The 16,887-nt window shown below is 62.8% G+C and carries 16 protein-coding genes and 2 pseudogenes; 4 read left to right on the top strand and 14 right to left on the bottom strand.

Going from position 1 to position 16,887, the window contains the following annotated elements; genetic code table 11:
* Window positions 1–13 precede the first annotated feature (13 nt).
* Window positions 14–786, top strand: a pseudogene (locus ACRQ5J_RS05450) (exodeoxyribonuclease III).
* Between the two features lie 3 nt (window positions 787–789).
* Here the strand turns inward: ACRQ5J_RS05450 and ACRQ5J_RS05445 are convergent.
* Window positions 790–1,221 carry an ester cyclase gene (locus tag ACRQ5J_RS05445; RefSeq protein ID WP_432381621.1) on the bottom strand — a complete coding sequence of 144 codons (432 nt, stop codon included), beginning with the start codon at window positions 1,219–1,221 and terminating at the stop codon, window positions 790–792.
* A 92-nt stretch (window positions 1,222–1,313) separates the two neighbouring features.
* On the opposite strand from ACRQ5J_RS05445, the gene ACRQ5J_RS05440 reads away from it, so the two are divergent.
* Window positions 1,314–2,258, top strand: coding sequence for a LysR family transcriptional regulator (locus tag ACRQ5J_RS05440; protein WP_432381619.1), 945 nt, complete (start codon window positions 1,314–1,316; stop codon window positions 2,256–2,258).
* Here the strand turns inward: ACRQ5J_RS05440 and ACRQ5J_RS05435 are convergent.
* The 13 genes from ACRQ5J_RS05435 to ACRQ5J_RS05375 form a co-directional block, all read right to left on the bottom strand.
* Window positions 2,215–3,105 carry a pseudouridine synthase gene (locus ACRQ5J_RS05435; RefSeq protein ID WP_432381617.1) on the bottom strand — a complete coding sequence of 297 codons (891 nt, stop codon included), beginning with the start codon at window positions 3,103–3,105 and terminating at the stop codon, window positions 2,215–2,217. The two genes, ACRQ5J_RS05440 and ACRQ5J_RS05435, sit on opposite strands and share 44 nt — an antisense overlap.
* 1 nt (window position 3,106) lies before the next feature.
* Window positions 3,107–3,982 carry a M48 family metallopeptidase gene (locus ACRQ5J_RS05430; protein WP_432381615.1) on the bottom strand — a complete coding sequence of 292 codons (876 nt, stop codon included), beginning with the start codon at window positions 3,980–3,982 and terminating at the stop codon, window positions 3,107–3,109.
* The gene (locus ACRQ5J_RS05425) at window positions 3,969–5,216 is read right to left on the bottom strand and encodes an AmpG family muropeptide MFS transporter (RefSeq protein ID WP_432381613.1); all 1,248 of its coding nucleotides are present in this window, start codon (window positions 5,214–5,216) and stop codon (window positions 3,969–3,971) included. Before ACRQ5J_RS05425 ends, ACRQ5J_RS05430 begins: the two co-directional genes overlap by 14 nt.
* Complete coding sequence (gene metW / locus ACRQ5J_RS05420; RefSeq protein ID WP_432381611.1) at window positions 5,213–5,815, bottom strand: methionine biosynthesis protein MetW; 603 nt, start codon at window positions 5,813–5,815, stop codon at window positions 5,213–5,215. Before metW ends, ACRQ5J_RS05425 begins: the two co-directional genes overlap by 4 nt.
* A complete protein-coding gene (gene metX / locus ACRQ5J_RS05415; RefSeq protein ID WP_432381609.1) occupies window positions 5,812–6,972 on the bottom strand; it encodes a homoserine O-succinyltransferase MetX in 1,161 nt (386 codons plus the stop codon). Before metX ends, metW begins: the two co-directional genes overlap by 4 nt.
* 79 nt (window positions 6,973–7,051) lie before the next feature.
* Complete coding sequence (ptsP, locus tag ACRQ5J_RS05410) at window positions 7,052–8,800, bottom strand: phosphoenolpyruvate--protein phosphotransferase (protein WP_432381607.1); 1,749 nt, start codon at window positions 8,798–8,800, stop codon at window positions 7,052–7,054.
* A 44-nt stretch (window positions 8,801–8,844) separates the two neighbouring features.
* A complete protein-coding gene (locus ACRQ5J_RS05405; RefSeq protein WP_432381605.1) occupies window positions 8,845–9,114 on the bottom strand; it encodes an HPr family phosphocarrier protein in 270 nt (89 codons plus the stop codon).
* A 41-nt stretch (window positions 9,115–9,155) separates the two neighbouring features.
* Window positions 9,156–9,563: a PTS sugar transporter subunit IIA gene (locus tag ACRQ5J_RS05400; RefSeq protein ID WP_432381604.1), complete on the bottom strand. Its 408-nt coding sequence runs from the start codon at window positions 9,561–9,563 to the stop codon at window positions 9,156–9,158.
* 46 nt (window positions 9,564–9,609) lie between these two features.
* Window positions 9,610–10,557, bottom strand: coding sequence for a glutathione synthase (gshB, locus tag ACRQ5J_RS05395; protein WP_432381603.1), 948 nt, complete (start codon window positions 10,555–10,557; stop codon window positions 9,610–9,612).
* Window positions 10,558–10,685: 128 nt separating this feature from the next.
* On the bottom strand, window positions 10,686–11,987 hold the full coding sequence (gshA, locus tag ACRQ5J_RS05390) for a glutamate--cysteine ligase (RefSeq protein WP_432381602.1): 1,302 nt from the start codon (window positions 11,985–11,987) through the stop codon (window positions 10,686–10,688).
* Between the two features lie 246 nt (window positions 11,988–12,233).
* Window positions 12,234–13,778 (bottom strand): ammonium transporter, encoded by a 1,545-nt coding sequence (locus ACRQ5J_RS05385; protein ID WP_432381600.1) that lies wholly within the window; start codon window positions 13,776–13,778, stop codon window positions 12,234–12,236.
* Window positions 13,779–13,785: 7 nt separating this feature from the next.
* Window positions 13,786–14,124 carry a P-II family nitrogen regulator gene (locus tag ACRQ5J_RS05380; RefSeq protein ID WP_154360515.1) on the bottom strand — a complete coding sequence of 113 codons (339 nt, stop codon included), beginning with the start codon at window positions 14,122–14,124 and terminating at the stop codon, window positions 13,786–13,788.
* An 11-nt stretch (window positions 14,125–14,135) separates the two neighbouring features.
* Window positions 14,136–14,882, bottom strand: a complete 747-nt coding sequence (locus tag ACRQ5J_RS05375) for a TorF family putative porin (RefSeq protein ID WP_432381598.1) — start codon at window positions 14,880–14,882, stop codon at window positions 14,136–14,138.
* 264 nt (window positions 14,883–15,146) lie between these two features.
* Here ACRQ5J_RS05375 and ACRQ5J_RS05370 point away from each other — a divergent pair, with 264 nt between their 5' ends.
* Together ACRQ5J_RS05370 and ACRQ5J_RS05365 are read left to right on the top strand one after the other, a co-directional pair.
* On the top strand, window positions 15,147–15,434 hold the full coding sequence (locus tag ACRQ5J_RS05370; protein WP_432381596.1) for an accessory factor UbiK family protein: 288 nt from the start codon (window positions 15,147–15,149) through the stop codon (window positions 15,432–15,434).
* A 110-nt stretch (window positions 15,435–15,544) separates the two neighbouring features.
* Window positions 15,545–16,402: pseudogene (locus ACRQ5J_RS05365) on the top strand (YifB family Mg chelatase-like AAA ATPase); the annotation flags it as partial.
* Window positions 16,403–16,887: the final 485 nt, after the last annotated feature.

Here is a 16,887-nt window from a genome sequence, read left to right as displayed (position 1 = left end):
CACCGAATCTTCTATGCCAAAAATCATCTCCGCCAACCTCAACGGCATCCGCTCCGCCGCGTCCAAGGGCTTCTTCACCTGGCTGGCCAAGCAGGATGCCGACTTCGTCTGCGTCCAGGAACTGAAGGCGCAAGCGCCGGACATGACGCCGGAATTCCTCAATCCGGGCGGCTACCATGGCCACTTCCACTATGCCGAGAAAAAGGCTATTCGGGCACCGGCGTCTACAGCAAGATCGAACCGGACCGCGTGGTGATCGGCTTCGGCTCGCCGGAATTCGACGCCGAAGGCCGCTACGTGCGTTGCGACTTTGGCAACCTTACCGTGATTTCGGTCTACTGCCCGTCGGGCTCGTCGGGTCCGGAGCGCCAGGAAGCCAAATTCCGCTTCATGGACCTGTTCCTGGTGCACCTGCAACAGCTGCACGCCGAGGGCCGCGAAGTGGTCATCTGCGGCGACTGGAACATCGCCCACAAGGAAATCGACCTGAAGAACTGGAAGGGCAATAAAAAGAACTCCGGCTTCCTGCCGGAAGAACGCGCCTGGATGACGCGCATCTTCGACGAAGTGGGTTTCGTCGACGTGCACCGCGGCCTCGACCCGCGCGAAGAGCAATACACGTGGTGGAGCAACCGCGGCCAGGCCTACGCCAAGAACGTCGGCTGGCGCATCGACTACCAGGTCGCCACCCCGGGCATCGCCGCCAAGGCCACCACGGTCGCCGTCTACAAGGAAGAAAAGTTCTCCGACCACGCGCCGCTGACCATCGAGTACGGCGCGCTGTAACGCTTAGGGCTGCGGCGGGAACTGGCCCAGCTGGAGAAACAGGCCGAACCAGTCTTCCATATGCCAGGTCGTGACCAGCCTGCCGTCCACGACCTTGTGGAATTCATGCAGGCGGAAACTGATCTTTTTCCCAGTCGGCGCCATGCCGAACAGCTCTCCCTGGTGCGTGCCGGTGATTTCCGCGCGCACGCCGATTTTGCCGGGCTCCTGCACCATGTCATGAATGATGATCCGCACATCCGGGAACGCGGCGGCAAAGCTGCGAATAATGGGCTTGATACCTTGCGGGCCTGGCTGCTGGCCGGGCCCGAGCGGGATATCGTCCCATTGTGGCGCCAGCACAGCATCCACCAAGTCCGGATTCTTTTCGTTGAAGGCGCGATACAGGGTTTCGACAGCAATGCGCTCCGAGCGCAGTTGTTCGATGAGGCTCATGACCTGCTCCGTGTTGATTTGAGATGGCCTCAGTTTGCGCTCCGCAGTAAAATCAGTCCAACAAATAACCTGTATATGTCTTTATTTGCATTATGGATTTTCATGGCATTGATCTGAATCTGCTGGTGGCGTTTGACGCGCTGGCGAGCGAGCGTAATGTGACCCGCGCGGCAACGCGGGTCGGCGTGAGCCAGCCGGCCATGAGCGCCGCCCTGTCCCGCCTGCGCACGCTGCTGGGCGACCCATTGTTCCTGCGCAGCGCCAACGGGCTGCTGCCGACGCAACGCGCACGCGACCTCGCCGGGCCGGTGGCTGCGGCACTACGCCAGATCGAATCTGCCATGATGAGCAAGCCGGCCTTCGATCCCGCCAACGCCGTGCTGACCTTTAATCTGGGCCTGCCGGATTATCCAAGCTTCGTGTTGCTGCCAACGCTGTTGAGCGCACTGGAGGTACAAGCGCCCGGCGTAACGCTGAATGTGCACGCGGTGAACGGCCGCGATGCCGCCATCGAGTTGCTGGACTCCGGTGTCATCGACGCCGCCATCAGCGTGCCGGCGGCCGAGGAAGATGGCCGCATCAAGGCGCGCCCGCTGCTGCGCGATGAATTTGTGACGGTGCTCGCCAGCGACCATCCGGCCGCGCGGGCCGGCCTGGATCTGCCGGCCTATCTGGAATTACAGCATGTGCTGGTGTCACCCGAAGGCCACCTGTACGGGCTGGTCGATCGGGCGCTGGCTGAGCAAGGCCTGAAACGCCGGCTGGCGCTGACGCTGCCGCATATGTTCGCGGTGCCACCCATCATCGCGCAAACGCGCATGACATCGACGATACTCAAGCGCGCGGCGCTACATGCCCAGGCCAGCCATCAACTGGCGATATTGCCACCGCCGCTGGCGCTGCCGGAAATCGTGTTTGACCTGATGTGGCATCGCCGCAGCGACACGCATGCAGCCCAATCGTGGCTGCGGGACTTGCTGGCCGCGCAGGCGGCTACAGTTGACGCTTCGAGCGGAACTCGCGCCATTCGCCGCTGATCGGGTCGATGAAGCTGATCGCGCGGGCCAGCAGTTGCAGCGGTTGCGAGACGTCGTCCTGTTTGCACGGCAGCGCCACCGGGTAGAACGCGTCGTTGACGATCGGGATGCCGAGCGACGATAAATGCACGCGCAACTGGTGCTGGCGCCCCGTGTGCGGATACAGGCGGTACAGACTCAGCTCGCCGCGATGCTCGATCAGGTCGATCAGCGTTTCCGAATTCGGCTCGCCCTCGACTTCCTTCATCGTGAAGAATTTGTCGCCCTCGACCATGCGGCTGCGATGGCTGAACGGGAACTGCACGTCGTGCAGGCGCGGCGCCAGCGCTTCGTATTCCTTGTCGATCACGCGCTTCTGGAACATCGATTGATAAGTGCCGCGACTGGCGGCGTTGCGCGAGAAGATCACCACGCCGGCCGTCTCGCGGTCCAGCCGGTGGATCGGCGCCAGGTCCTCTTCGCCCAGCGTTTTACGCAGGCGCACCAGCAGCGTCTCGTGCAGGAAGCGGCCGGTCGGGATCACCGGCAGGAAGTGCGGCTTGTCGACCACCACCAGGTGCTCGTCCATGTGCAGGATCTCTTCCCGGAACGGGATCGGCGTTTCCGGCGCCTCCAGCTCGCGGTAGTAAAAGATGCGCATGCCGCGCTTGAAGCGGCTCGATGGCAGCAGCGGCTTGCCGTCGCCGTCCACCACGTCGTTGCGCGCCATGCGTTCGCGCCACGACGTTTCCGATACGTCCGGAAAGCGCGCGGCGAGGAAGGTGATCATGTCCGGCCAGTCGCCCTCCGGCAGATACAGGTAGCTGGGCGCGACGCCGTCGCGCATGGGCAGCGGGTGACGCGACATATCAGGACTTCGGCAGGGCAATCGAGTGGTAGGCCGGCAGCTTGTTCGGATCGAGTCCCTTGGCGCGCGCGTACACCGGCAGCACCAGGTGCATATTGGCGTTCATTTCCTTGATGCGGTCCTTGCCGGCCGGGTGGGTCGACAAAAAGCTGATCGGCTGGTTCTTGTTGATCGCGCCCATTTTCTGCCACAGCGCGATGCCGGCGCGCGGGTCGAAGCCGGCGCGCGCGGCCAGGTCCATGCCGACCAGGTCGGCCTCGGTTTCATCGGTGCGCGAGAAGCTCAGCGACGCCACCTTGGCGGCGCCGCTGCCGACCGCGTCGCCGAGGCGCGGGTCGAGGCCGAAGTAGGCGGCGCCGGCGGCGCCAGCCACGCGGCCCAGCAGCGAGGTGACGTTGTTCTTGCCGGCCTGCTCGCGCGCGTGCTCGCGCAGCGCGTGGGCGATTTCGTGGCCCATCACCATCGCCACCTCGTCGTCGGTCAGATTCAGCTTGGTCAGGATGCCGTTGTAGAAGGCGATGCGGCCGCCCGGCATGCAGAAGGCGTTGACGGTGTCGGAGCGCAGCAGGTTGACCTGCCAGTCCCACTTGGCGGCGTCCGGATTCCAGCGCGCGGTGAACGGGATGATGCGCTTGGCGATGGCGCGCAGGCGGATCAGTTGCGGATTGCTGTCGGTGGCGACGGCGTCCTTCTTGTGCGCCTCGGCCAGCATCTGGTTGTATTGCAGTTTCGACTGTTGATCGAATTGCGCGGCATCGGCGCCGGCCAGGCCGCGCATGCGCGACAGCTTGGACACCGGAATGCCATCGTCCTGCGCCATCGCGCCGGCGCACAGCAGCAGCGCCAGCACGGCGCTCGTCAATTTAAGCTTTTTCATTTGGACTGTTCCATGGAGCGATTTTCGGCAGCATCATCATCGCCGGGAAGGCCAGGATAAAGCACACGATAAAGAACCAGAACCACCCGGTTTCGGCCACAATATACCCTACCGAAGAATTAATGAATGTGCGCGGGACCGCAGCCAGGCTGGAAAACAGCGCGTACTGGGTGGCGGTGTAGCGCGGATCGGTCGCACGCGACATGAAAGCCACCAGCGCCGCCGACCCCAGCCCCAGGCTGGCAAACGCTTCAAAGCCGAACACGGCGCTCAGCAACAGCTTGTCCGGTCCCACCTGCGCCAGCCAGGCAAAGCCGAGGATGGCGATCGCCTGCAACACGCCGAACACCCACAGCGCGCGGTTGATGCCCAGTTTGATCATCCAGATGCCGCCCACGGCGCCGCCGGCCAGGCTGGCCCACCAGCCGGTGGCGTTGGCGGCCAGGCCGATGTCCTTGGTCGAGAAGCCGATGTCGAGGAAGAATTTGGTCGACAGCGCGGTGCTCATGGTGTCGCCGATCTTGTACAGCAGGACGAAGGCGATGATGAACATGGCCTGCTTCCAGCCGTCGCGCAGCACGAATTCGCGGAACGGCAGCACCACCGCCTCCTGCAGGTTTTTCGGCGGCTCGCCGTACACCACCGGCTCCTTCGCCAGCAGCGTGCAGAGCAAACCTGGCAGCATGAAGGCCGCCACGGTCCAGAACACGATTTGCCACGGCTGGCTGTCCGCCATCACCAGACCGAGCGCGCTCGGTATCAGGCTGGCCGCCTTGTAGGCGTTGACGATGATGGCCGCACCGAGGCCCTGCTCTTCCTCAGCCAGAATTTCGCGGCGATAGGCGTCGATCACCACGTCCTGGCTGGCCGAGAGGAAGGCGATCAGGAACACCACCACCGCGATCAGCGACAGCTCGAGTTTCGGATCGAGCATCCCGAGGCCGCCGATGAAGGCGAACAGCGCCAGCTGCGTCACCGCCATCCAGCCGCGCCGGCGGCCGATCGGCAGCACCGTGTAGCGGTCCATGAACGGCGCCCACAGGAATTTGAAGGTGTAGGGGAACATGGCCAGGCCGAACAGGCCCAGCGCCTTGACATCCAGCCCGGCCTTGGCCAGCCACGCCTGCATCAGGTAGATCAGCGTGTACAGCGGCAGGCCGGAGCTAAAGCCCAGGAACAGGATGGAAACGGTGCGTCCGTTGATGTAGCTGTACCAGGGCCGGGTGTCTGTCATTTTTTACGTAGTCGGAAGACGGCAAGATCGCCGCGCAGATTAGGCAGGAATGATACCCGTTTCCCCTCCGCCAGCGCTACACATTCGATCACTTCCAGCCCGCATTCCTCGGCCAGGTCGCGGAAGTCGTGGATGGTGGCGCAGCGCACGTTGGGCGTGTCGTACCATTCGTACGGCAGCGATTCCGACACCGGCATGCGCCCCTTCAGCAGCGCCACGCGGTGCGGCCAGTAGGCGAAGTTGGGGAACGAGACAATCGCCTCCTTGCCGACGCGGACGATATCGCGCAGCAGGTCCTCGACGTGCTTCATCATCTGTAGCGACGACAGGCACAGCACCGTGTCGAACGAGTTGTCGCCGAACAGTCCCAGGCCGTTTTCCATGTCCTGCTGCACCACCTGCACGCCGCGCTGGGTCGAGGCCAGCACCTTGTCGTCGGCGATCTCGATGCCGTAGCCGCTGCATTGCTTGTCGCTTTGCAGATAATCCATCATCACGCCGTCGCCGCAGCCGACGTCCAGCACGTGCGCCTTGTGGTCCACCCAGTGGGCGATAAACGCCAGGTCGGGACGCGCCGCGCTCAGTTCATTGAAATTCATGCCGAGGCTCCTTTCACATCGCCGATCTCTTTCCACACCTGGCCGTAATAAGCGCGCACCATGTTCATATACCGCGCATCTTCCAGCAGGAAGGCATCGTGGCCATGCGGCGCGTCGATTTCCGCGTAGGTGACGTTGCGGCGGTTGCTGATCAGCGCCTGCACGATTTCGCGGCTGCGCTCCGGCGAGAAGCGCCAGTCGGTGGTGAACGAAGCCAGGAAGAACTTCGCCTTGGTGCCGGACAGCGTCTTCGCCAGATCGCCGCCGTATTTGCGCGCCGGGTCGAAGTAATCGAGCGCCTTGGTGATCAGCAAATAGGTGTTGGCGTCGAAGTACTCGGAGAACTTGTCGCCCTGGTAGCGCAGGTAGGATTCGATTTCGAAATCGATGCCGAAGCCGAATTTGTAGTCGCCGCTTTCGGCGACGTCGCGCAGCTTGCGGCCGAACTTCTCGGCCATGTCGTCGTCCGACAGATAGGTGATGTGGCCGACCATGCGCGCCACGCGCAGGCCGTTCTTCGGCACCACGCCATGTTCGTAGAAATCGCCGCCGTGGTAGTCCGGGTCGGACAGGATGGCCTGGCGCGCGACGTCGTTGAAGGCGATGTTCTGCGCCGACAGCTTGGCGGTCGAGGCGATCACCACGCAGTGACGCAAACGGTCCGGGTACATGATGGACCAGGCCAGCGCCTGCATGCCGCCCAGCGAGCCGCCCATGACGGCGGCGAACTGCCGGATGCCCAACTGGTCGGCCAGGCGCGCCTGCGCCGCCACCCAGTCTTCCACCGTCACCACCGGGAAGGCGGCGCCGTAGGGCTTGCCGGTGGCCGGATTGGTGTGCATCGGCCCCGTGGAGCCGAAGCAGGAACCGAGGTTGTTAATCCCGATCACAAAGAACTTGTCGGTGTCCAGCGGCTTGCCGGGACCGACCATATTGTCCCACCAGCCGGTGCTTTTCGGCTGGCCTTCGTATTCGCCGGCCACGTGGTGCGAGGCGTTCAGCGCGTGGCACACCAGCACGGCGTTGGACTTGTCGGCGTTGAGCGTGCCGTAGGTTTCGTACATCAGCATATAGTCGCGCAGCGACGCGCCGCTTTGCAGGAGCAAGGGCTCGGCAAAATGCATGGTTTGCGGCTTAACGTATCCCAGGGATGACATTGTTGGTTTTAGTTTTTTGAGGGGCGGCCCCGCGGGCCATCTATCAAGGCGGAACCGCGAGGGTGGGTTCCGCCGCTTGCTACATCAACTGCAATTGTTCGACCGCGTCTGCAATTACGTTGGGTTCCATCGAGCGCATGATCTTGCGGGTTTGCGGCATGATGCGCGCAAGGTCGCTGTTCAGGATTTCCTGCTTGACCGACAGCAGTTGGGCGGGATGCATCGAGAATTCCCGCAGCCCCATGCCCAGCAACAGGCGTGTCAATTTGACATCGCCGGCCATTTCGCCGCACACGGCGACGTCGATCCCGGCTTTATGCCCGGCCGCAATCGTCATCGAGATCAATTGCAGCACAGCCGGATGCAGCGGATTGTAAAGGTGCGCGACTTCATAATCAACCCGGTCGATCGCCAGCGTGTACTGGATCAGGTCATTGGTGCCGATCGACAGGAAGTCCATGCGCTTGACGAACATCGGCAGCGCCAGCGCGGCCGCGGGGATCTCGATCATGGCGCCGACATCGACGTTTTCATCGAACTTGATGTGCTGCTCGCGCAGTTCGGCCTTGGCCTGCGCCACCATCGCCAGCGTCTGGTCGATTTCAAACGCGTGCGCCAGCATCGGCACCAGGATGCGCACCTTGCCAAACGCCGAGGCGCGCAGGATGGCGCGCAGCTGGGTCAGGAAAATCTGCGGCTCGGCCAGGCAGTAGCGGATCGCGCGCAGGCCCAGCGCCGGGTTCAGCGCGGTCTGCTCGCCCTGGTCGAGCGGCTTGTCGGCGCCGATGTCCAGCGTGCGGATCGTCACCGGCCGGCCCTTCATCGCCACCACGGCTTTCTTGTACTGCTCGAACTGCTCGTCCTCGGACGGGATTTTGCTGTTGCGGCCCATGAACAGGAATTCGGAGCGGAACAGGCCGACGCCGTTGGCGCCCGCCTCCATCGCCGCCGGGCAGTCGTCCGGCAGCTCGATGTTGGCCAGCAGCGTGATCGCGGTGCCGTCCTTGGTGATGGCCGGCGTTTTCTTCAGCTTTTGCAGCTTTTTCCTGGCGCGCGCGGCGGCGCCCTGGCGCTCGCGGTACTGGTTCAGGATCAGCGCGCTCGGATTGGCGATCACCACGCCGGCGTCGCCGTCGATGATCAGCCAGTCGTCCTGCTCGACCAGCGTGGAGGCGCCGGACATGCCGACCACCGCCGGGATGTCGAGCGAACGGGCGACGATCGCCGTGTGCGAGTTCTGGCCGCCGACGTCGGTGACGAAGCCGATGAACGAGCGGTCGCGGAATTGCAGCATGTCGGCCGGCGAGATGTCGTGCGCGACGATGATCATCTGCGGCTGGAATTCGTCCTCGCCGGCCGGCGCGGCCGGTGGCAGGATGGGCTCGGTGCCCATCAGCACCTTCAGCACGCGCTCGGCCACCTGCTGGATGTCGGCCTTGCGCTCGCGCAGGTAGGGGTCTTCGATTTCGTCGAACTGCGCCGACAGCTCATCGATCTGCGTCAGCAGCGCCCATTCGGCGTTGTAGTGGCGGGCGCGGATGATGTCCAGCGGCGCTTCGGAAATCATCGGGTCGGACAGGATCAGCGCGTGCACGTCGATGAACGCGCCCAGTTCGGTCGGCGCATCCTTGGGCAGCTCGTTCCACAGCGTTTGCAGTTCCTTGTGGACGGCGGCCAGCGCCTGCTGCAGGCGCGTGACCTCGGCCTCGACCTGATCGTCCGCCACCAGGTAGTGCTTGACGTCCAGCGCGGCCGGCGACAGCAGGTGGGCGCGGCCGATGGCGATGCCGCGCGAGACCGGAATGCCGTGCAGCGTGAACGAGGCCATTGGCTGGCCTGCGGGGAAACGGGGCCGGCTGCGCTCCGCCCCCATTACTCGCCTTCGCCGAACTTGTCGTTGACCAGCGCGGTCAGGGCGGCGACGCAGTCGGCTTCGTCCGGACCGTCGGCTTCCAGCAAGACCTTGGCGCCCTTGCCGGCCGCCAGCATCATCACGCCCATGATGGATTTGGCGTTGATACGGCGCGCGTTACGCGTGAGCCAGACATCGCTTTTGTATTTTGCTGCCAGTTGGGTGAATTTGGCGGAAGCGCGCGCATGCAAACCAAGCTTGTTAATAATTTCGAGTTCTTGCTGAATCATTTTTCTTTTGTCTCAATCAGATTGCGCATTGCTAAAAAACGTCAGGTTTCCCCGACGCGGATCCGGTTGTCGACGCGCACCGCTCCACTTTGCGCGCCGGCCAGGGCCATCTCGACCACCACATCCAGCGTGTCGCGGCGGTAGGTGATGGCGCGCAGCAGCATCGGCAGGCTGACGCCGGCAATCACCTCCACCCGTCCGGCGTCGGCCAGCCGGTTGCAGCAATTGGCAGGCGTGCCGCCCTTGACGTCGGTGATGACCAGCACGCCGTCGCCGTCGTCGAGCCGCTTGATCGCCGATGCCGCCAGCGTCTGGACTTCGCCGAGGTCCTGGTCGGCGATCACGTCGATCGCTTCCAGGTGCTCGGTCGGGCCACGAAACACATGGGCGCAAGCGGCCAAAAAGGCCTGCCCCAGTGGTGCGTGCGTCAGAAGTAGTATGCCTACCATATGGTTAAACCGCCAGTGAGGAATAAAGTTTTCTTGTCATCAGGGACTATTTGCCGGCCACTGCCGCCTCGACCGCGTCGATGAACATCTCGGCGACCGGGAAGCCGGCCTGCTGGGTAATCTCCTGGAAGCAGGTCGGGCTGGTGACGTTAACTTCCGTCAGGTAATCACCGATAACATCTAATCCTACCAGCAACAGGCCGCGCGCGGCCAGAATCGGTCCCAGCGCGTTGGCGATCTCGAAGTCGCGCGCGGTCAGCGGCTGCGCCACACCGATGCCGCCGGCCGCCAGGTTGCCGCGCACTTCGCCATTCTGCGGGATGCGCGCCAGCGAGAACGGCACCGGCTTGCCGCCGATCACGAGGATGCGCTTGTCGCCCTTTTCGATGGCAGGAATGAAGCGCTGCACCATGATCGTGTACTTGCCGTTGCCGGTCAGCGTTTCGATGATGGCGCCGAGGTTCATGCCGTCGGCCTTGACGCGGAAGATGCCGGTGCCGCCCATGCCGTCCAGCGGCTTGAGGATGATGTCGCCGTGCTGCTTCTGGAAGGCGCGGATGCGCGCCTCGTCGCCCGTCACCAGCGTCGGCGAGGTGAACTCGCTGAACTGGGTGATGGCGACTTTTTCATTGTGGTCGCGGATCGCCGACGGCTTGTTGAACACCTTGGCGCCCTGCTTCTCGGCCAGCTCCAGCAGGTAGGTGCTGTAGACGTATTCCATGTCGAACGGCGGGTCCTTGCGCTGCAGGATGGCGTCAAACTGGCCGAGGTTGGTTTCGACCGGGGCGTCGGCGCGATACCAGTCGGTGCTGTCGCCGGTGAAGTGGATGCGCGCCACGTTGGCCGTCACCACGCCCTGCTCGACCGCCATGTCCTTTTGCTCGAAAGCGTAGACCTCGTGGCCGCGCTGGTTCGCCTCCACCATCATGGCGTAGGTGGAGTCCTTGTAGGTCTTGAAGGTCGACAGCGGGTCGGCGAGGAAAGCGATTTTCATGGGTGCATCCGGTTGAGGTAATGCCTGATTTTAGCCGAGATCCGGTCACGTCGCTCCCGCGCAGGCGGGAGTCCAGAGAGCGCGTGCCGATCCGCTCAGCATGGGTCCCCGCCTGCGCGGGGACGACGCTAGTAGACTTCGGGGTTGGGGTCGGTGCGCTCCATCTCCAGCGACGCCGCCAGCAGCGCCAGCCGCGCCACCACGCCGTACACATAGAACCGGTTCGGCGCCGCCGTGCCCGGCTTGGCCTTCAGGTCCGGCACCGCGTGCTGCTGCGCGAACGCCAGCGGCACGTACTGCGAGCCGGGCGCGTTCAGGTTCTGGTCGACGCCCTTCTCGGCATGCACGCGGTAGAAGCCGCCCACGACGTAGCGGTCGATCATGTACACCACCGGCTCGGCCACCGCATGCTCGATGCTCTCGAAGGTCGGCACGCCCTCCTGGATGATGAAGTCGGTCACTTCCTTGCCATCCTTGATGACGGTCATCTTGTCGCGCTGCGCCTGGGTCAGGTCCTTGATCTCGCTGGAATCCTTGATGGTCAGGATGCTGGTGCCGTAGGTGCCGGCGTCGGGCTTGACGATCACGAAGGGCTTTTGCTCCTTCATGCCGTACTCCTTGTACTTCTTCTTGATCTTCGACAGCAGCGCGTCGATATTGGCGGCCAGGCAGTCATAGCCCTCGCCGGTGCGGAAATTGACCGCGTCGCACTTGGCGTGCAGCGGATTGAGCATCCACGGATCGACACCGATCAGCTTGCCGAACTTCTTGCACACCTCATCATAGGCGCTCAGGTGGTTGCTCTTGCGGCGCAGCGCCCAGCCGGCGTGCAGCGGCGGCAGCAAGCTCTGCTCGTGAATATTCTGCAGGATCTCCGGAATGCCGGCCGACAGGTCGTTGTTGAGCAAAATCGTGCACGGATCGAAGTCCTTCAGGCCGACGCGGCGGCCGTTCGGCGAGCGCACCAGCGGCTCGACCACCAGCATATTGCCGTCCGGCAGCGCGATCGGCGTCGGCTCGGTGACGTCCGGCGACAGCGAGCCCAGCCGCACGTGCAGGCCGGTCTGGCGGAAAATCTGCATCAGGCGAGCGACGTTTTGCCAATAAGTCGCGTGGCGCTGGGTAACTTCCGGTATCAACAACAGATTGCGCGCATCGGGGCAATACTTGTCGATGGCCGCCATGGCGGCCTGCACCGACAGCGGCAGCATCTCGGTCGCCAGCATGTTGAAGCCGCCCGGGAACAGATTGGTATCCACCGGCGCCAGCTTGTAGCCCGCGTTGCGCATGTCCACCGAGCAATAAAACGGCGGCGTATGCTCCTGCCATTCCAGGCGGAACCAGCGCTCAATTGCAGGGGTAGCGGCCAGGATTTTTTCTTCGAGGTCGAGCAGGGGTCCGCTCAGGGCCGTGACGAGGTGGGGAACCATGTTATTACTTCCTTATTACCGTGCGGATGCCTCAAATGAGGGCAAAAACGCTATTTTAAAGGCAGGAAATAAAAAAGCGCCCCACAGGGCGCATACCGTTCATATTAAGCATCGTCGTTCCCGCGCAGGCGGGAACCCATGGAGCGCCAAATGGGCAGACACAGCATGGATTCCCGCCTGCGCGGGAATGACGGGGCTAACTGAACGGTATTAGCCCACAGGACGCTTTGCTTAAAACAATGTCAATTAGTGATGGTAAGCCGATTCGCCGTGGGTGGTGATGTCCAGGCCTTCGCGCTCTTCCTCTTCCGGAACACGCAGGCCGATGACGATGTCCACCAGCTTGAAGGCGATGATGGCGACGATGCCCGACCAGACGATGGTCACGCCGACACCGGTGGCCTGCACGATCACTTGCGAGGCGATCGAGTAGTCCGGCGATGGTTTGTTGACCACGTAGTCGAAGATGCCCTGGCCGCCCAGCGACGGTGCGGCGAACACGCCGGTCAGGATCGCGCCGAGGATGCCGCCGACGCCGTGCACGCCGAACACGTCCAGCGAGTCGTCCGCGCCCAGCAGTTTTTTCAGGCCGTTCACGCCCCACAGGCAGATCACGCCGGCCAGCAGGCCCATGATCAGCGCGCCCATCGGGCCGACGAAGCCGCAGGCCGGGGTGATGGCGACCAGACCGGCCACCGCACCCGAGGCGCCGCCCAGCATCGATGGCTTGCCTTTGAAGATCCATTCAGCGAACACCCACGACACGGTGGCGGCAGCGGTCGCCAGCAGCGTGTTGATGAAGGCCAGTGCGGCGATGTCGCCCGCTTCCAGCGGCGAGCCGGCGTTGAAACCGAACCAGCCCACCCACAGCAGCGACGCACCGATCATGGTCATGGTGACCGAGTGCGGCGCCATCGACTCGCGGCCGTAGCCGACGCGCTTGCCGATCATGTAGGAGCCGATCAGGCCGGCGACGGCGGCATTGATGTGCACCACGGTGCCGCCGGCGGTGTCCAGCGCGCCCTTCTGGAACAGGAAGCCGGCCTTGGCGGTTTCGGTGGCCAGCGTGGCGGCGTCCTTGATCGCGTCCGGACCGGTCCAGAACCAGACCATGTGGGCGATCGGCAGGTAGGCGAAGGTGAACCAGATCACGATGAAGGCCAGCACGGCGGTGAACTTGGCGCGCTCGGCGAAGGCGCCGACGATCAGCGAGCAGGTGATGGCGGCAAACGTGGCCTGGAAGGCGACAAACACGAACTCCGGTATCACCACGCCCTTGCTGAAGGTGGCGGCGTAGGCGAAAGTGCCTTTGATCGGGTCGTAGATATTGTTGAGGAAGGTGCGGTCATGCAGGTTGCCGAAGAACGCATTGCCTTCGGTGAACGCCAGCGAATAACCGTAGATGCACCACAGCACCACGATCAGCGCGAAGATCATGAACACCTGCATCAGGATCGACAGCATGTTCTTGGAACGGACCAGGCCGCCGTAGAACAGCGCCAGGCCGGGAATCGTCATCAGGATCACCAGCAGCGTGGCAACCATCATCCAGGCGTTGTCGCCCTTCTGTGGCGTCGGCGCGGCGGCTGGCGCTGCTTCGGCGGGCGCGGCCGGTGCGGCGGCGGCCGGCACGGCGGCAGCGGCTGCTTCAGGCGCGGCGGCGGCCGGCGCCGACGCGGTGGCTACCGGCGCATCGGCCGGCTTGGCTTCCTGCGCCTGCACGGGCGCGGCCAGCGCCAACACCATGGAGACCCCAGCTAGCAAGCTTGTTATAGTTTTCTTCATTCTCATCTTCCTCTTAGAGTGCTTCGTTGCCGGTCTCGCCGGTACGAATACGGATCACTTGTTCCAGGTTGTACACGAAGATCTTGCCGTCGCCGATCTTGCCGGTGCGGGCGGCGCCTTCGATCGCCTCGATCGCCTGCTCGACGATGGCGTCGTCGACCGCCGCCTCGATCTTGGTCTTCGGCAGGAAATCCACCACATACTCGGCGCCACGGTACAACTCGGTGTGGCCTTTCTGGCGACCGAAGCCTTTCACCTCGGTCACGGTAATGCCTTGCACGTTGATCGCTGACAGCGCCTCACGCACCTCGTCAAGCTTGAACGGCTTGATAATGGCGGTAATCATTTTCATACGGGCCTCGCTTAGAAGGTTTTGGAAATGGTCAGGACGGCGCCGGCTTTACCCAGGTTCTTCCCGTTCCCGACGTAGGCATCCGTGTCGGCATAGACCGCCGCCAGGCCAACCGATACCACGCCGAAATCTTTGGTGACGCCAATCTTGTAGTCGGTGTAGCTGACAGCGCCGTTGTTCTTGACGTTCTGGCGGCCGACGTGCAGGTTCAGAATGTAGCCGTCGGCCACTTCCTGGTTCAGCTGGGCGTCGATGTAGCCGGAGTTTTTCGAGTCGGCGGTGCCGAACAGATTGGTGGTCGAGTGCGAATACTTGAGCGAGGCCGGGCCGACCGAAATCTGGCCGTACAGCTCGAAGGTGTTGGCGCTGGTGCTCAGCTTGTTCGACGGGTAGTAGTAATACAGGCCGCCGACGTCGTAGCTGACCACATCGTTGATGGCGCCGCGCTTGCCGCCATAGACGTCGAGCTCGACGTTGCCGTCGCCGCCGCCGTCCTTGATCCACTTGATATTGGTGGCCCAGGTGCCCACATAGAAACCAGTCGGGTTGTTCACATAGTCGGCGCCGGCCTGGATAGCAGGCTTGAGGCGGGTTTGCGAAATACCGCGGTAACGGTAGTCGCTGACAACGGCAGCGTTAAAGCTGACTTCATTGTCGGGTTTGGCCGCAGGGGCGGGTGCCGCCTCCTGTGCCTGCGCCATGGACGCGAATGCTAAGGTCAACGCAGCAATCAGGGTAAAGTTCTTGGCCATTTTCATATTGTTTTCCTAGTGAGTTGAACTTGATTAGCAGTTGCGGTTTAAAATCCTTGTTAAGCGAAGCAATGATCAGCATTCATTGGTTCTTTAGCAGAATGTGTGCCAGCTAATGTTGTTCGACAAACAGGTGCCGTATCATGGCGGACAACAGCCAAAGTGAGATTTGCCCTGAGCACAGCAGCAAAGCGCGGCGGGTTCGCACCAGATTAACGCCGTATCGCACCTTTATGGTGCAACGACAGACCAACCAGATCAAGGAATATTATGGATATGAACAATTTCTTCAATGACTTGCAAAGCAAGATCAGCCAGGCCATCGAAAATTCACCAGCAAAGGACATCGAGAAGAACGTCAAGTCCATGATGACGCAAGGCTTCGCCAAACTGGACCTGGTGACGCGCGAGGAATTCGATATCCAGACGCAGGTGCTGGCCAAGACCCGCGCCAAGCTGGAAGCGCTGGAAACCCGCCTGGCCGAACTGGAAGCCAAGGCCGCCGGCGCCAAGCCGGAAGCCGCCAAGGTGGAGATCGCCAAGGGCGAAGTGCTGTAATTTCCTGGCGCAGCCCGGACACATGGTTTGGGCTAGCGCAAAGCAAGGGCGCGGACATGCGCTACGCTGGCTGCTGGTCGCTTCCGGTTCCCTCTGCCAGCCGCACAGCCATGTCACTCGCCGTACTCAAAAGCCGCGCCCTTGCCGGCATGGAGGCGCAGGAAGTCAGCGTCGAAGTGCATCTGGCCAACGGGCTGCCGTCTTTCACCATCGTCGGGCTGGCCGACACCGAGGTCAAGGAAGCGAAGGACCGCGTCCGCGCCGCCATCCAGAACGGCGGCTTTGAATTCCCCGCCCAGCGCATTACCGTCAATCTCGCCCCGGCCGACCTGCCGAAAGAATCCGGCCGTTTCGATCTGCCGATCGCCGTTGGCATCCTTGCCGCCTCCAGACAGATCCCCGCGCGCCGCCTGCACCAATATGAATTTGCCGGCGAGCTATCGCTGTCCGGCGAACTGCGGCCGATACGCGGCGCGCTGGCGATGTCGCTGGCCACCCGCCGCGACGGCGGCTGCCTGGCCTTCATCCTGCCGCTGGCCAATGCCGACGAAGCGGCGCTGGTGTCCGGCGCCGCCATCTACCCGGCGGACTCGCTGCTGCAGGTGTGCCGTCACTTCGCCGGCAAATCGGTGGAGGGCATGCTGTCGCGCCACGAGGCGGCCCCCGTCGTCGTGGCGGCGGAATACCCGGATTTCGCGGACGTCAAAGGACAACTCTTCGTCAAGCGCGCGCTGGAAGTGGCTGCGGCGGGAAACCATTCGGTGCTGCTGGTCGGTCCGCCCGGTTCCGGCAAGACCATGCTGGCCTCGCGCTTCGCCGGCCTGTTGCCGGAGATGAGCGACGAGGAAGCGCTGGAAGCGGCTGCGGTGCAGTCGCTGACCGGCGCCTTCCGTATCGAGCAATGGAAGCAGCGGCCGTTCCGCGCGCCGCATCACACCTCGTCCGGCGCCGCGCTGGTCGGTGGCGGCTGTCAATTGCAGTTAAATCAGCGACTATCCAGCTAAATCGGCGACTTGCAACTAAATCGGCGACTACCAAAGTACGCGGTGGCTGGCTAGCTAATGATGCAGTCACGCGGCGTCTACAGCAGGGTTAAGCATGCGATGGAACTGAACATAACCATAGCGGTATGCGCCGGGTCATTACGTATTCAGCGAGTCCAACTAGACCGTGGTCGGTGATGAAACAATATTTTTGCGTTTTCGCTCTAACTTTGACGCCGCTTAAATTCGGGTATGCTGATACACGAATGGCCTAGGACCTTGACTACTCCGCCTAACGCGGACAATGGGTTTGCGTCCGCCCCAAATCGTACGGTGATCACGCCGTCCTTGGGCTGAACAGCTAGCGGTGACTTCGCCTTGGTCTTACTGAGCTTTCTGCTCTCAACCGCATCGGCCTTATACTTTGCGATCTTGACTTCGTCGGTTGCTTTTTCATTCATTTCAACTCC

The organism is Duganella sp. P38, assembly GCF_050859475.1.
Classification (GTDB): domain Bacteria; phylum Pseudomonadota; class Gammaproteobacteria; order Burkholderiales; family Burkholderiaceae_D; genus Rugamonas.
Note: the sequence above shows the minus strand (reverse complement) of the source record. Positions and strands in the feature narration are given on the sequence as shown.

What these genes read in the sequence shown, in the direction of transcription:
- gshA (WP_432381602.1), bottom strand. Translation starts at nt 11,987, where the DNA reads ATGGTTCCCCACCTCGTCACGGCCCTGAGCGGACCCCTGCTCGACCTC.
- ptsP (WP_432381607.1), bottom strand. Translation starts at nt 8,800, where the DNA reads ATGGCCTCGTTCACGCTGCACGGCATTCCGGTCTCGCGCGGCATCGCC.
- ACRQ5J_RS05370 (WP_432381596.1), top strand. Translation starts at nt 15,147, where the DNA reads ATGGATATGAACAATTTCTTCAATGACTTGCAAAGCAAGATCAGCCAG.
- ACRQ5J_RS05400 (WP_432381604.1), bottom strand. Translation starts at nt 9,563, where the DNA reads ATGGTAGGCATACTACTTCTGACGCACGCACCACTGGGGCAGGCCTTT.
- ACRQ5J_RS05430 (WP_432381615.1), bottom strand. Translation starts at nt 3,982, where the DNA reads ATGAAAAAGCTTAAATTGACGAGCGCCGTGCTGGCGCTGCTGCTGTGC.
- ACRQ5J_RS05440 (WP_432381619.1), top strand. Translation starts at nt 1,314, where the DNA reads ATGGATTTTCATGGCATTGATCTGAATCTGCTGGTGGCGTTTGACGCG.
- gshB (WP_432381603.1), bottom strand. Translation starts at nt 10,557, where the DNA reads ATGAAAATCGCTTTCCTCGCCGACCCGCTGTCGACCTTCAAGACCTAC.
- ACRQ5J_RS05375 (WP_432381598.1), bottom strand. Translation starts at nt 14,882, where the DNA reads ATGAAAATGGCCAAGAACTTTACCCTGATTGCTGCGTTGACCTTAGCA.
- ACRQ5J_RS05380 (WP_154360515.1), bottom strand. Translation starts at nt 14,124, where the DNA reads ATGAAAATGATTACCGCCATTATCAAGCCGTTCAAGCTTGACGAGGTG.
- ACRQ5J_RS05425 (WP_432381613.1), bottom strand. Translation starts at nt 5,216, where the DNA reads ATGACAGACACCCGGCCCTGGTACAGCTACATCAACGGACGCACCGTT.
- ACRQ5J_RS05435 (WP_432381617.1), bottom strand. Translation starts at nt 3,105, where the DNA reads ATGTCGCGTCACCCGCTGCCCATGCGCGACGGCGTCGCGCCCAGCTAC.
- ACRQ5J_RS05405 (WP_432381605.1), bottom strand. Translation starts at nt 9,114, where the DNA reads ATGATTCAGCAAGAACTCGAAATTATTAACAAGCTTGGTTTGCATGCG.
- metX (WP_432381609.1), bottom strand. Translation starts at nt 6,972, where the DNA reads ATGTCATCCCTGGGATACGTTAAGCCGCAAACCATGCATTTTGCCGAG.
- ACRQ5J_RS05445 (WP_432381621.1), bottom strand. Translation starts at nt 1,221, where the DNA reads ATGAGCCTCATCGAACAACTGCGCTCGGAGCGCATTGCTGTCGAAACC.
- ACRQ5J_RS05385 (WP_432381600.1), bottom strand. Translation starts at nt 13,778, where the DNA reads ATGAGAATGAAGAAAACTATAACAAGCTTGCTAGCTGGGGTCTCCATG.
- metW (WP_432381611.1), bottom strand. Translation starts at nt 5,815, where the DNA reads ATGAATTTCAATGAACTGAGCGCGGCGCGTCCCGACCTGGCGTTTATC.